This window comes from Micromonospora sp. NPDC050795 (assembly GCF_044456785.1).
GTDB lineage: Bacteria > Actinomycetota > Actinomycetes > Mycobacteriales > Micromonosporaceae > Micromonospora.
In genome coordinates this window covers 133,853-145,963 of the sequence record NZ_JBITGE010000005.1, presented here as the reverse complement: position 1 = coordinate 145,963, position 12,111 = coordinate 133,853, and the positions used below count along the sequence as shown (strand labels likewise).

Here is a 12,111-nt window from a genome sequence, read left to right as displayed (position 1 = left end):
CCCAGGACGGGAGGCCGGCCCTCGGCGTCCTCACACCGCGATCGCCGCGATGGCGGCAAGCGACCGATGCTCGTCGGTGGCGGGCCGCCGGAGGCGTTCCACCTCGCGGAAACCGGCCCGGCCAAGTCGTTCGGAGATCTCGTCGACCGGCCAGCGGTAGGCGGTCAGGACCTTGTGGTCGAAGGTGCCGACCTCCTCGGCGTCGAAGACGCCCAGGACCAACCGCCCGGCCGGGACCAGCACCCTCCGGAACTCCTTGAGCATGCCGTCGAACTCGGGCGGCGGAAGATGGATCAACGAGTACCAGGCGAGGACGCCGTCGACGGAGTCCTCGGCGATATCGAGGTGTTCCATCGAGCCGAGGTGGAACTCGACGCCCGGGTGGGCCGCCCGCGCATGGGCGATGAACTCGGGAACCAGGTCGATCCCCGCCGCGTCGACGCCCAACTCACAAAGGTATCCGGTGAGGTGGCCAGGCCCGCACCCCAGATCGAGCACCCGGCCGGGTCGGCTGCCCAGGTGTCGCCGGATGAGAGCGAGGTCGTCGGCGTCCACCTGCTGGCTCGTGCCGAACAGCTCGATGTAGAGCTCCGCGACGGACGTGTAAGCCTGTCGCACCGTGTCCGTTTCCATCGCGGAACTATACGGGTCAACCGCCTTGCCAGGTCGGCCTACCGTGACGGGCATGACACGTCGAGCCACACTGGCCGGCATTTCTGCGGGCTTGCTCCTGCTTGGTTGTTCCGTCGGCGCGCCGACGGAGAGCGAACCCAGACCTGAATCCGCCCCGGTGTCGACCGCCAGCGCCGATGCCACCGCGACGGCCGAGGCGATCGGCCTGCTGCGGGCGGGCACGGCATTCGTCAATCAGACGAGTTATCGCAGCGACGTCGACATCGCCAGCCAGATCACGACGCTGTCGCGCACCGACAACGTCCACAAGCGCTCGACCGCAGAGGTTTCGGCGCCGGGTGGGGACATCGAGATCCGGATGATCGACGACGAGGTCTACATGAGGACCGATCTGCTGCGCGGCGTCGGCCACGGATGGATGGTCCTCGACCCGGCCCGGATGCCGTCGGACTTCGCCCTGAGCTTCGCACCGGGCAAGAACGACTCCGGCGGCTCGGGCCGCCTGATCGACGCGATCGTCACCGCACGAGCGGACGGCCCGCAGATCACCGGGACGCTCGACGTAGCCCGGGTTGCCCCCGGTAACGGGATCAGCTTCCAACCCCCTCCCGGTGGCGTCTTCCCGGACGGCGCGCGCAGCCACGCTTTCCGGGCGACGCTGGACACCGAGGGTCGGCTGGTCACCTTCCTGATCCCGGAGGCCAACGGGTTGCCGAACGCGTCCCTGCGCTACAGCGACTTCGGTACGGCAGTCACTGTCGCTCGGCCGCCCGGGGCGGCAGCCGCCCCCGATGCCCTCTATCCCCAGCTCGGCATGGGCGGAGGGAAGTAGCGGCGACCGACACTTGCCTATCACGGCTAATGCGGTTAGCCTTTAGCTAATAACGTTAGCTTGGTGGAGGACGTCATGACCGAATACCTGAACATCGCCGGCAACACCCTCGCGTACGAGGTGACCGGGCAGGGCCCACTTGTCGTCCTGGCGCACGGCATGGGCGACAGTCGGCACTCCTACCGGTTCGTCGCGCCGGCCCTCGCCGCGGCCGGATACCGGGTCGCCACCGTCGACATCCGTGGTTGCGGCGACTCCAGTCTCGGCTGGGACGGCTACAGCCGCACCGACATCGCGGGTGATCTCGTCGCCGTCGTGCGCCACCTCGGAGGCCCGGCCGTGATCATCGGCCAGTCGATCAGCGGCGGCGCTGCGACCATCGCGGCCGCCACCGCCCCCGAGCTGATCACCGGCATCATCGAGCTGGCACCGTTCACCCGCGCGCAGTCCTTCGACCTGGGTGGGCTGGTGCGGGTGAAGCGCTTCCGCGCCGGCTACCTCCAGTTGGCGCAGGTGCTCGTGCGGGGCAGCGTGGCGAACTGGCGCAGGTACCTCGACGTGGCGATCCCCACCAAGCCCGCCGACTGGCACGGTGAGCTGGCGCGCATCGAGGCCAAGATGAGTGAGCCCGGCCGGATGAAGGCCCTCCAGTCCATGGCCAAGAGCAGCCCGGCCGACGCCGGTCGGCAACTGCCGAACGTCACCTGCCCGGTCCTGGTGATCCAGGGCAGCGCCGACCCGGACTGGGCCGACCCACGGGCCGAAGGTGAGCGCATCCTCGCCGACCTGCCGCGAGGGCTCGGCGAGCTGGCTGTCATCGAGGGCGCGGGCCACTACCCGCACGTCCAGACGCCCGACGAGGTCCTCGCGCTGGCCCGGCCCTTCCTCGCCCGGACGCTGACCAGTGCCTAAGGCGCGGCTCACCCCGGCATCGGTCACCGAAGCCGCAGCCGCGCTGGTCGACGAGGTCGGCTTCGACAACCTCAGCATGGGTCTGCTCGCCGAACGGCTGGGAATCAAGACCCCCTCGCTCTACAAGCACGTCGCCAGCCAGGCCGACCTGGCACACCGGATCGCCATCCTGGGGATGACCCAGGCCGGCGATGCCCTCCGTGACGCCATCCAGGGCCGCTCCGGCAGTGAAGCCCTCGCCGCCGGAGCGCAGGCGATGCGGACGTTCGTGCGGGAACACCCCGGCCGGTACGCGGCCAGCAACGCCGCCCGCCCGACCGGCCCGGACGACCCGTTCATCCCGGCCAGCGAGCGGGTGCTCGCCTCATGGGCGGCCATGCTGAGCGGGTACGACCTCGACCCCGGCCAGGTGATCCACGCCATGCGGACGCTGCGTAGCGTCCTGCACGGGTTCGCCACCCTGGAGGTGGCCGGCGGGTTCCAGATCGACGCGTCCGTCGACGAGAGCTTCAACTGGCTGGTCAGCTTCATCGATCAGGGTCTTCGCGTCGGCGCCGTCAGTAGCAGCGACGTCGCGAACTGACACCGGGTCGCCTCGATGCGTACGGGCCGCCTCGCCGGGCGGTGCCTACCCCTGGCAGGGAGTGGTTGGGGCCGGCGGGGCTCGCAATACTTCGAGTCATGAACGCGAGAGGACAGCTCGGCGACTTCCTCCAGGCCCGGCGCTCCCAGCTGCGGCCGGAGGACACCGGCGTGGCGACGTACGGTGAGCGGCGACGGGTTCGAGGGCTGCGCCGGGAGGAGTTGGCGCTGCTGGCCGGGGTCAGCGTTTCGTACTACACCCGGCTGGAGCAGGGGCAGGCCGTGAACGCCTCACCCGAGGTGCTCGACGCGCTCGCCCGGGCACTGCGACTCGACGACGCCGAACGCCGCCACCTGGGCGAGTTGGCGGCCGGAACCCGCCGCCGGCCTGCCGTACGTCGCCCGGCCGCAGAGCGAGTGAGCCCGGCGCTACGCCAGCTCGTGGCGACGCTTGGTGACGTACCGGTGGTGGTGCTCGGTCGCCGCGCCGACGTGCTGGCCTGGAACACCGCCGGACACGCCCTTTTCGCCGGTCACCTGAACCCGGAGATCCCGGAGTGGCCGAACCAGCGGCCGAACATGGCACGGCTGGTGTTCCTGGACGCGCACACCCGTGATCTGTACGCGGACTGGCCCGCCAAGGCGCGCGCGGTGGTGGCGACGCTGCGGATGGCTTCCGGGCAGCACCCGGACGACCCGCTGATGGCCGCGCTGGTCGGTGAGTTGACAGTGCGGAGTCCGCAGTTCGCCGCCATGTGGGCCGACCACCGGGTGAAGGCCGGCGGCGACACCGTCTACCAGATGTGTCACCCGCTGGTCGGCGCGATGGACGTGACACAGCAGGCCCTGCGCACCGACACCGGCCAGACCGTAATCGTCGCCACCACCGAACCCGGCTCGGCATCCCACGCCGCGATGACGTTGCTCGTGCACGGCGCCGTCACCACCCGTGCCGGTGCTTCACAGCCGCTCGTCAGGCGCGGATAGCGCCCTCCCCTCGGCTCGACACGAGGTGCTCCGCAAGGAGCGCCGGACCCGTCGCGCCCTGCTCAAGCCCACCAACAACACCGTGAGTAAGGACAGAAATGCGCAAGAGAACAATGACCCTCGCAGTCGCTGTCGCAGCAGCGGGGTTCGGTGTCGTGACGGTCGTGCCGTCAAGCGCCGCACCGGCCGCGACCACCCGGGCGCTCAGCGTCGGGCCGACCCGAGCGTCGGCCGCGCCGGTGCCCGCGCGGATCGCGGTCCACTTCGACCTGGCGAAGGGGCAGTTGCCGGAGAACGTCGCGCTCGGCCCGGACGGGACCGCCTATGTCACCTTCGCGGCCGCCCGACAGGTCGCCGCGGTCACCCCGTCCGGCGGGACACGGGTCCTGGCAACCCTGCCGGCCCCGGCCGACGGCGGCGTCAACACGCCGGTGCTCGGGTTCGCGCTGACCACGGGCATTGTCCGGATGGCTGACAGCACCATCTATTTCCTCTACGCGAGCGGCGACGCCGCCACCACGGGCCTGTACCGGCTGCGCCCCGGCCGGTCGCCGCACCGCATCGCGGCCCTGCCGGCCGACGGCCTCCCCAACGGCCTGGCGTTCGACATGGGGACGAAGAGGTTCTACCTCACGGACTCGGTGCTCGGCACGATCTCGACAGTTCCCCTGCAAGGCGGTCGCACCGAGGTGTGGTCCTCGGCATCCGAGCTCGCCGCGGCGGGTTTCCTCGGTGCCAACGGCATCAAGGTACGAGCGGGCGCGGTCTGGGCGACCAACCTCGACCAGGGCACGCTGCTGCGCATTCCGTTGCGGCACGGCCGACCCGGGCCGGTCCGGGTGACGGCGGCCGGACTGGTCGGCATCGACGACTTCGCTTTCGTCGATGCCGGCGACCACACGGTCATCGCCACGCTGAACGGACCGAACACTGTGGTGAGCATCGACGCGGACGGCCGTTCCCGGACGTTGATGACCGCGGCAGACGGGTTGCAGAACCCGACCTCGGTGGCCGTGCGCGGCCGCACCGTCTACGTGCTCAGTGCCGCGTACACCACCGGCGTCGACCCCAACCTGGCGCTGGCCACGCTGCCGCTTCGCTGACCCACCACCCGCCAGGGCAGTTGCCGAGCGCTCGGATCGCCCGCCGCCGTCGGGTGACGGCGACGGGCGATCCGGCGCTTCCGCTCGCGAGGGGAGAAGCGGATCGGTCACGGCGCGGCCCGGGAGTGCGGCCGCTCGTTCGACGAGCCGTCGGGCCTGCTCGGACGCCGCCTTCCGAGGTGGAGGGCAGTTGCCGCGGCCAGCGCGGCCACCACGATCAGTGCGGCGAGGACCGGGTGCATGTCCTTGGACAGGCTCGGGGCGCGGTCGGGCCCGATGGCCCAGAGGATCAGCGGAGTGGCGTAGGCGGTGGCGAGAGCGATGGTCCAGCGACGTAGTCGGCGTAGGTGGGCGTGCCGCAGGCTGACGGTCAGCGCGAGGACGACCGGGACGATGGCCAGCATGGCGAACTGTCCGACGACCAGGACCGGGACCGCCCAGATCGAGATGGTGACGGTCCGGTCGACGCGGCGCGAGGGCGAGGTGGAGGGCATTGTCGTCTCCGTCATCGGGTCGGGTTGGTGGTTGCGGGACGCCATGCCAACCAGCCGCGGCACAGCACGTACGCGGCGGCGACGACGGCGACGAGCCCGAAGTCGATGACGGCCGACAGGCGGGCCTCCGGAACGTCTCCGATCAGCGCGCCGAACACGACGAGGGCGGCCTTGCCGGCGAGCACGATCTCCCAGACGCCGGCCGCCTGGCGCGGCCTGACCGCGAGCAGGGCGAAGAGCGCGGCGAAGATGCCGAAGCTGGAGACCCGCCAGCCCTCGATGAACAGGCGCTCGTCGCTGGCGTTGATGGTCAGTAGTACGCCGTTGACGAACGCGACGCCGGTGGCGAGAGACGCGAGGGCGGCCAGCGCTCGGCCGGCAAGGTCGGCGCGGTGGGTGGGGGCGGCGGTGTCGATTCGGGTAGCGGTCGCTGTGGTCATGAGAGGCTCCTTCTTGAGGAAACGTCCGTCAACTTACAGCCGTTAACTTACGCGCTCGCCTAACGCCTGTAAAGTCAAGGGGTGACCACACCGAGAACGCGGGCCCGCAACAAGCGCGGCGAAGGTGCCCAACTGCGCGACGAGATCGTCGACGCCGCGATGACGCTCCTGGAGGGCGGAGCGCCCGAGGCCGTGACCCTGCGGGGGATCGCCCGGCAGGCCGGCATCTCCGCGCCGTCGATCTATCCGCACTTTCCGGACCTGGACTCGATCCTGCTCGCGGTCGCGCAACGCGCGTTCGACATCCTGGAGCAGGAACTGGGCACACCAGAGGACGCTGATCCGGTCGAGCGCCTACGCGCGACCTGCGCGGCCTACCTGACCTTCGCCGAACGCCGGCCCCATCAGTACCGGGTGATGTTCGGCGCCGTCTGGGACGCCGGGCAGGCCCTTGAGCGGTCGCCCGTCATGGCGGACGAGCTCGCCGTGCTCGGCATGGGGGCCTTCGAGGTCTTGCGGCGTACGCTCGCGGACTGTGTCGCGGCGGGACGGTCGACCAGCGCCGACCCCTTCGGCGACGCGACAGCGCTCTGGGTCGGGCTGCACGGATTCGCCCAGCTCCGCGTGGCAGCGCCGCTGTTCCCCTGGCCGCCGGAGTTGCGCGACTCCATCATCGACCGGATGGCGCTGCTGCGCTGAGCGGGCGGCTCAGGCGTACGCCAACAGGAAGTCGACGGTGCCGGTACCGCCCGGTTGACCGGCCGGGACGGGCAGGCCCGGCTCGCTGTTCAGGACGTAGAACCCGCCGCCGCCGATCAGGCGGGGCGTCACGGCCAGCATCTGCGCGGCCATGGCCGCTCCGGTCGGGCGCACGATGCTGTCCAGCAGGAGCCGGAAGAGGTTCCCGTTCAGGTTCGCGACGTGCAGAACCCGGTACGAGCGCGGGGCGGGCAGGCCGGTGCTCGTCAGGCCCCAGATCGGCACGATCTGGTTGCGCCACCGGTTCGGGTCGTTGCTGATCGCGCTGTCGTGGTTGTTCAGTTGCGTCTGGATCCCCGAGTGGATCCCGGCCAGGTGGATGTGGAGCTGGTCCTGCTGACGGATCGTCGGGTCGGCCGAGTTGACGCCCAGCCCGAGGTGGGGATAGACGACGTGCCCCGGCTGCCCCGGCTGGGCGTTGTCCCAGGCGTCCAGCCAGTAGTTCGGCGCGCTGGCGGTGGTGATGAACGGACACTCGATGCCGCTGATCCGGCAACTGGGCACGAGCAGGAAGTCGTGGTTCGAGCCCGACCCACCATTGAGGACGACGTAGGTGGCAGTGGTCCGCAGACACTGGGGAAATGGCGGCCCGGTCTTCGTACCCTCGCAGACCTGGACCCGGTCCCACAGGTCGTACCTGCCACCGGTGTCGGCGGGGTAGCCGCACAGGGCCGAGGGTGTGGGGCAGGCCGCGGCGCCGGGGCCGCCGGGTGTCGACGGCGACGGCGCGGGGGTCGGGCCCCCGTCGGCCAACGCCCGGTCCGCGCCGACCAGTCCCAGCAGTCCGGTGGCGCCGGCGGTTCCGGAGAGTCTGACGAACTGACGCCGTGGCATTCCGCCCATCGTCACCCTCCGTGGTTGCCGTGCCGAGGCGAACATGAACGTGTCGAGATTAGGGTGATACCCGGCATTCGACGCATCGGCCGGCGAACGGGTCCCCTGATCGTGTCGCTGTCGTGCGACGATTCCGGCGTGGCAGAGACCGCGACGACGTTGACAGCGATCCGCGCTCGGATCGACGAGCTGGATCGGGACCTGGTCGGGCTGCTCGCCCGTCGGGAGAAGCTGGTCCGGCAGGCCGCCCCGCTCAAGAGCGACGATCAGGCCGTCCGTGCCCCCGACCGGGTGGCGCAGGTGGTGGCCCGGGTCCGCACGTTGGCCAGCGAGGCCGGTGCCGACCCGGATCTGATCGAACGGATCTACCGGGGCATGATCCAGGCCTTCATCGACATGGAGACCGACGAGCATCACCGCATCATCGGCGGGTCGGCGCCGAGAACGCGGTGATCGCCCGGGACGTGCGTGGTCAGGTCGCCGAGAGGCTCTCGCCGTCCGGGCTGGTCACGGTGGGCGGCGGCGCGTAGCCGAGCTCGTACGAGATCTTGTTGGCGGTCTCCAGGAGCAGCGGAAGGTTGCTCTTGAGCTGGTCGAGGCTCGCGATGACCTCGATCGCCGTGATCGAGGCAGCGGCGATGACCTGCCCCCGTGAATCCCTGATCGGCGCGGCCACGCACATCACGTAGGCGTCGTGCTCGCCGTTGTCCATGGCCCAGCCGCAGTCGTGGATGCGGGCAAGCTCGGCTTCCAGGGCGTCGTGGTCGGTGAAGGTGGTGTCGGTGAACTTCTCGAAGACGACATGGGAGAGAAGCCTGTCGCGTTCCTGCCGGGGGAGGTAGGCGAGGATGGTCTTGCCCACGGCGCTCGCGTAGATCGACACCGCGCGTCCCACCCGCGACGGCAGCTTGACCGCGTCGAACGCCGGGCTGTCCACCTTGTCGATATAGATGATCTCGTCGCCGGTCAGTTGCGCCAGGTGTACGGTGTGGCCGGTCTCGCGTTGCAGCGCACGCAGGTGTGCGGCGGCGGGCTGGCGAAGGTCCATCGAGCCGAGTGCGAGCTCGGACAACTCGATCAGACCGCTGCCGAGCACGTAGGTGCCCGCGCCCGTCCGGCGGACGAAGCGCGCGGACTCCAGTGTTTGCAGTATGCGTAGCGCTGTGGACTTGTGGACGCCGAGCACGTCCGCAGCCTCCGTAAGGGACAGCGGGTGCTCCGCGGATCGACGGATGAGGTCGATCGCGCGGCGAATCGATTGCGCCAAGGCCATGTCTCCCCTCGCGCGACGGTAGCGCCGTCGCTGTCATTGCATATTATGCAATATAGATGACGCGATGCGCAATCGCCACTTGACACCGTTGCACATGACGCTACGATCGTTGCAATTTCATCGGCTTGACGTCATCTCGTAACAGTGGAGTAACGATGGGTAATAAGCGCGCTTATTTCGGCATCGCCAGGGCGACATGTGCCCTCGGCCTTGCCGCCACCCTCCTGACCGGTTGCGGCTCCGACGGCGACTCCGGCGACGGCGTCACCAAACTGACCTTCGCCGCCTCGACCTTCGGTGACCCGGGCCGCGGGCCCCTGTTGACGAAGTGGCTCGACGAGTTCAACCAGAGCCAGACCAAGGTCCAGGTCTCCGCCGCCGCGGTGCCGTACCCGACCTTCGGTCAGACCGTGCTCACGCAGATGGGCAGCGGCAAGGGCCCCGACCTGGTCCGCTTCGACATGCCCGAGTTCGAGGCGGCCTCGGATGCGGGTCTCGTCGCACCGCTGGACAAGGTGATCGACGCCAGCAAGTACGACCTGCTCAAGCAGCCGGACCAGTTCATGGTCCACGACGGTGTGCGGCACGGCGTCATCTTCGAAGCGTCGAACTACGCGATGTTCTACAACGCGGACCTGATCCCGACGCCGCCGACCAGCTACGAGCAGTTCACCTCCACCGCCAAGTCGCTGACCAAGGGCGACATCTTCGGCCTGGCGTTCCGCCAGACGGAGGCCGAGGAGGCCGGTGTCTGGCAGGACATCTTCAACTACGTCTACGGCTTCGGCGGCGCGTGGTCCGACGGAAAGACCCTGACGATCAACTCGCCGGAGAACCTCAAGGGCCTGCAGGCGTTCAAGGACCTGTACGACGCGAACGTGATCCCGCGCGGCGCGGACGCTGCCACGTTCCGGCGGATGTTCGCCGAGGGCAAGGTCGGGATGGAGCTCAACAACGGCGGTTACGTGACCGCCACGCGTGGCCAGAACGCCAAGCTGAACTTCAACGTCGCGCCCATCCCGTTCCCGGTCCGCAAGCAGGGCGCGATCCTCGCACCAATCGTGATCAACGAGGCCAGCGAGGGCAAGGACGAGGCCGCCACCTTCATCAAGTGGGCGCTGGAGCCGCAGAACCAGGTGAAGCTCCAGGAGATCCTCGGCGCGAGCAGCGTCGCCACCACCACGCAGCGCAGCGCGGAAGCGCTCAAGGCCACGCCGTTCCTCCCCGTCTTCGACGGGCTCACCGAGACCAGCCTGCCGCAGATCGTGCTGGGGTTCGAGGCCAAGACGCCGGACATCCGCAAGGTGGTCGTGCAGAACGTGGTCGCGGCACTGCAGGGCAAGGCCGACCTCAAGTCGGCACTGGACCGCGCCCAGCAGCAGGCGACCGAACTGGTCCGCTGACCGCTCGACACGGCGACGCCGCCGACGCGACGATCCGTGCGTCGGCGGCGTCCTTCCCCCCAGAAGGACCGATCCGATGACTGTGGTCGAGCAGACCGGAGTACCGAAGACAACACCCTCAGGCCGGCCCCGGCGTCGGCCCAGCCCGCTGGGTAGCAAGTGGACGCCGTACCTGTTCCTGACACCCGCCGCACTGTTCATCCTCGTCTTCCAGGCGGTACCCCTCGTCCAGGAGGTGTACCTCAGCTTCACCAGGACGAGGCTGCTCAACCCCACCCGCAGTGAGTGGGTCGGGCTCGACAACTTCAACCGGATCTTCGGTGACCCCGAGTTCCACCGCACCCTGCTGATCACAGTCGTCTACGTGATCACCTGCGTGGTCGTCGCGATCGGGGCCGGGCTCGCCGTCGCGCTCCTGCTCAACAGGAAGTTCCGCGGCCGTGGCGTGGCACGGGCGCTGGTGACCGTTCCCTGGGCCGCTCCGGGCATCGCGGTGGCGCTCATCGCCACCTGGATGCTCAACGCGCAGTACGGCATCGTGAACCGATTCCTCGACGCGGTCGGGCTCGGCGTCCCGGGTGGTGCCATCCTCGACAGCCCGCGCTACGCGCTCCCGGCGGTGCTCGCCACGACCATCTGGCAGCTGTTCCCGTTCACCTCCGTGGTGCTGCTCTCCGCCCTGCAGTCCGTACCGCAGGATCTCAACGAGGCCGCGACGGTGGACGGTGCCGGACGGTGGGCCACCTTCCGGGCCGTCACCTGGCAGGTCATCAAGCCGACGGTTGGTCTGTTGGCCCTGCTGATGACGATCTGGTCGCTCCGGCGGTTCGAGCTGATCTGGCTGATGACCAAGGGCGGGCCGGTCGGTGCCACCGAGACGCTCGTCATCGACCTCTATTCGCAGGCCTTCGACTCGAAGGAACTCGGTTCGGCGGCGGCCATCGGCATGGTCGGCGTCGTCATCTCGCTCATCGTCGTCATCGGCAGCCGTCTGGTCGCCCGCGCCGTGGAGAAGGGGGACGTCCGATGAGGCGCTTCCGGTTCGGTGTCACCGCACGGATCGTCGCCGTGCTCGTCGTGCTCGGTGTCGCGGTGTTCCCGCTGTACTGGATGTTCGTCACCGCGCTGTCCAGCAACAGCGACCTCTTCGCCGATCAGCCCCGGCTCACGCCGGACCTCGGCCAGTTCGGGGTCTTCGTGGACGCGCTCGCCGAGGGCAAGGCCGCCGGTTGGCTGCTCAACAGCCTGATCATCGCCGTCGGCACGATGGTGCTCTCCGTCGGCCTGGGCATCCCGCTCGGCTACGCGCTGTCCCGCTTCTCGTTCTGGGGCAAGGCCGTGCTGACAGTCGTTCTGCTGTTCACGCAGATGCTTCCCGAGGCGCTCATGGTCGTACCGCTGTTCGCGCTGTTCCGCCGCTTCGAACTGCTCGACTCGCTGACCGGCCTCGTCCTGGTGAACTCGGCCTTCGTCCTGCCCATCGTCGCGCTGATCCTCAAGGGCGCCATCGACGGCATCCCGAAGGAGTTGGAGGAGGCCGCGCGTGCCGACGGCGCCCGGCCCTTCACCACGCTGACCCGCATCAACCTGCCGCTCATCGCGCCGTCGATCGCGGCCACCGCTGTCATCGCGTTCTTCCACGCCTGGAACGAGTACGTGTTCGCTGTGACGTTCATCTTCAACCCGGACCTGCAACCCGCCTCCGTCGGCATCGCCAACTTCATCGGCGAGCTGGGTACACCGATCCAGACGGTGATGGCCGTCGCCTTCCTGTTCACGCTGCCGGCCGTCGCCTTCTACCTGTTGGTGCAGAAGTACGTGGTGTCCGGCATGACCGCCGGCGCGGTGAAGGGTTGAGC

At 69.2% G+C, this 12,111-nt stretch carries 15 protein-coding genes; 10 read left to right on the top strand and 5 right to left on the bottom strand.

Going from position 1 to position 12,111, the window contains the following annotated elements; translation table 11 throughout:
- Positions 1–30 precede the first annotated feature (30 nt).
- Entirely contained in the window at positions 31–633 is a 603-nt protein-coding gene (locus tag ACIBEF_RS06710) for a class I SAM-dependent methyltransferase (RefSeq protein ID WP_396791806.1), read from the bottom strand.
- Between the two features lie 52 nt (positions 634–685).
- Here ACIBEF_RS06710 and ACIBEF_RS06705 point away from each other — a divergent pair, with 52 nt between their 5' ends.
- The 5 genes from ACIBEF_RS06705 (at position 686) to ACIBEF_RS06685 (ending at position 5,049) form a co-directional block, all read left to right on the top strand.
- Positions 686–1,465, top strand: a complete 780-nt coding sequence (locus ACIBEF_RS06705; RefSeq protein WP_396791804.1) for a hypothetical protein — start codon at positions 686–688, stop codon at positions 1,463–1,465.
- 75 nt (positions 1,466–1,540) lie between these two features.
- On the top strand, positions 1,541–2,377 hold the full coding sequence (locus ACIBEF_RS06700) for an alpha/beta fold hydrolase (RefSeq protein WP_396791802.1): 837 nt from the start codon (positions 1,541–1,543) through the stop codon (positions 2,375–2,377).
- The gene (locus ACIBEF_RS06695; protein ID WP_396791800.1) at positions 2,370–2,960 is read left to right on the top strand and encodes a TetR/AcrR family transcriptional regulator; all 591 of its coding nucleotides are present in this window, start codon (positions 2,370–2,372) and stop codon (positions 2,958–2,960) included. Before ACIBEF_RS06700 ends, ACIBEF_RS06695 begins: the two co-directional genes overlap by 8 nt.
- A 98-nt stretch (positions 2,961–3,058) precedes the next feature.
- A complete protein-coding gene (locus ACIBEF_RS06690; RefSeq protein WP_396791798.1) occupies positions 3,059–3,946 on the top strand; it encodes a helix-turn-helix transcriptional regulator in 888 nt (295 codons plus the stop codon).
- Positions 3,947–4,101: 155 nt separating this feature from the next.
- Positions 4,102–5,049, top strand: a complete 948-nt coding sequence (locus tag ACIBEF_RS06685) for a hypothetical protein (RefSeq protein WP_396791797.1) — start codon at positions 4,102–4,104, stop codon at positions 5,047–5,049.
- A gap of 107 nt (positions 5,050–5,156) precedes the next feature.
- Here the strand turns inward: ACIBEF_RS06685 and ACIBEF_RS06680 are convergent, their stop codons facing one another.
- Both ACIBEF_RS06680 and ACIBEF_RS06675 read right to left on the bottom strand, forming a co-directional pair.
- Positions 5,157–5,543: a hypothetical protein gene (locus ACIBEF_RS06680; RefSeq protein ID WP_396791796.1), complete on the bottom strand. Its 387-nt coding sequence runs from the start codon at positions 5,541–5,543 to the stop codon at positions 5,157–5,159.
- Positions 5,544–5,554: 11 nt separating this feature from the next.
- The gene (locus ACIBEF_RS06675) at positions 5,555–5,983 is read right to left on the bottom strand and encodes a hypothetical protein (RefSeq protein ID WP_355006261.1); all 429 of its coding nucleotides are present in this window, start codon (positions 5,981–5,983) and stop codon (positions 5,555–5,557) included.
- 81 nt (positions 5,984–6,064) lie between these two features.
- On the opposite strand from ACIBEF_RS06675, the gene ACIBEF_RS06670 reads away from it, so the two are divergent.
- Positions 6,065–6,682 carry a TetR/AcrR family transcriptional regulator gene (locus ACIBEF_RS06670; protein WP_396791795.1) on the top strand — a complete coding sequence of 206 codons (618 nt, stop codon included), beginning with the start codon at positions 6,065–6,067 and terminating at the stop codon, positions 6,680–6,682.
- A 9-nt stretch (positions 6,683–6,691) separates the two neighbouring features.
- On the opposite strand, the gene ACIBEF_RS06665 is transcribed toward ACIBEF_RS06670, so the two are convergent.
- The gene (locus ACIBEF_RS06665) at positions 6,692–7,576 is read right to left on the bottom strand and encodes a CDP-diacylglycerol diphosphatase (protein ID WP_396791793.1); all 885 of its coding nucleotides are present in this window, start codon (positions 7,574–7,576) and stop codon (positions 6,692–6,694) included.
- A 138-nt stretch (positions 7,577–7,714) separates the two neighbouring features.
- On the opposite strand from ACIBEF_RS06665, the gene ACIBEF_RS06660 reads away from it, so the two are divergent.
- A complete protein-coding gene (locus tag ACIBEF_RS06660) occupies positions 7,715–8,029 on the top strand; it encodes a chorismate mutase (RefSeq protein WP_396791791.1) in 315 nt (104 codons plus the stop codon).
- A 19-nt stretch (positions 8,030–8,048) separates the two neighbouring features.
- Here the strand turns inward: ACIBEF_RS06660 and ACIBEF_RS06655 are convergent, their stop codons facing one another.
- Complete coding sequence (locus ACIBEF_RS06655) at positions 8,049–8,843, bottom strand: IclR family transcriptional regulator (RefSeq protein ID WP_396791789.1); 795 nt, start codon at positions 8,841–8,843, stop codon at positions 8,049–8,051.
- A 161-nt stretch (positions 8,844–9,004) separates the two neighbouring features.
- Between ACIBEF_RS06655 and ACIBEF_RS06650 the strand changes: the two genes are divergently transcribed.
- From ACIBEF_RS06650 to ACIBEF_RS06640, 3 genes are all read left to right on the top strand, one after another.
- A complete protein-coding gene (locus ACIBEF_RS06650) occupies positions 9,005–10,252 on the top strand; it encodes an ABC transporter substrate-binding protein (protein ID WP_396791787.1) in 1,248 nt (415 codons plus the stop codon).
- A gap of 76 nt (positions 10,253–10,328) precedes the next feature.
- Positions 10,329–11,282, top strand: a complete 954-nt coding sequence (locus ACIBEF_RS06645; RefSeq protein WP_396791785.1) for a carbohydrate ABC transporter permease — start codon at positions 10,329–10,331, stop codon at positions 11,280–11,282.
- The gene (locus ACIBEF_RS06640; RefSeq protein ID WP_396791783.1) at positions 11,279–12,109 is read left to right on the top strand and encodes a carbohydrate ABC transporter permease; all 831 of its coding nucleotides are present in this window, start codon (positions 11,279–11,281) and stop codon (positions 12,107–12,109) included. The genes ACIBEF_RS06645 and ACIBEF_RS06640 overlap by 4 nt, the downstream gene beginning before the upstream one ends.
- Positions 12,110–12,111: the final 2 nt, after the last annotated feature.

Coding starts and splice junctions, on each gene's coding strand:
- ACIBEF_RS06710 (WP_396791806.1), bottom strand. CDS start 633: ATGGAAACGGACACGGTGCGACAGGCTTACACGTCCGTCGCGGAGCTC.
- ACIBEF_RS06705 (WP_396791804.1), top strand. CDS start 686: ATGACACGTCGAGCCACACTGGCCGGCATTTCTGCGGGCTTGCTCCTG.
- ACIBEF_RS06700 (WP_396791802.1), top strand. CDS start 1,541: ATGACCGAATACCTGAACATCGCCGGCAACACCCTCGCGTACGAGGTG.
- ACIBEF_RS06690 (WP_396791798.1), top strand. CDS start 3,059: ATGAACGCGAGAGGACAGCTCGGCGACTTCCTCCAGGCCCGGCGCTCC.
- ACIBEF_RS06680 (WP_396791796.1), bottom strand. CDS start 5,543: ATGCCCTCCACCTCGCCCTCGCGCCGCGTCGACCGGACCGTCACCATC.
- ACIBEF_RS06675 (WP_355006261.1), bottom strand. CDS start 5,983: ATGACCACAGCGACCGCTACCCGAATCGACACCGCCGCCCCCACCCAC.
- ACIBEF_RS06665 (WP_396791793.1), bottom strand. CDS start 7,576: ATGCCACGGCGTCAGTTCGTCAGACTCTCCGGAACCGCCGGCGCCACC.
- ACIBEF_RS06650 (WP_396791787.1), top strand. CDS start 9,005: ATGGGTAATAAGCGCGCTTATTTCGGCATCGCCAGGGCGACATGTGCC.
- ACIBEF_RS06645 (WP_396791785.1), top strand. CDS start 10,329: ATGACTGTGGTCGAGCAGACCGGAGTACCGAAGACAACACCCTCAGGC.
- ACIBEF_RS06640 (WP_396791783.1), top strand. CDS start 11,279: ATGAGGCGCTTCCGGTTCGGTGTCACCGCACGGATCGTCGCCGTGCTC.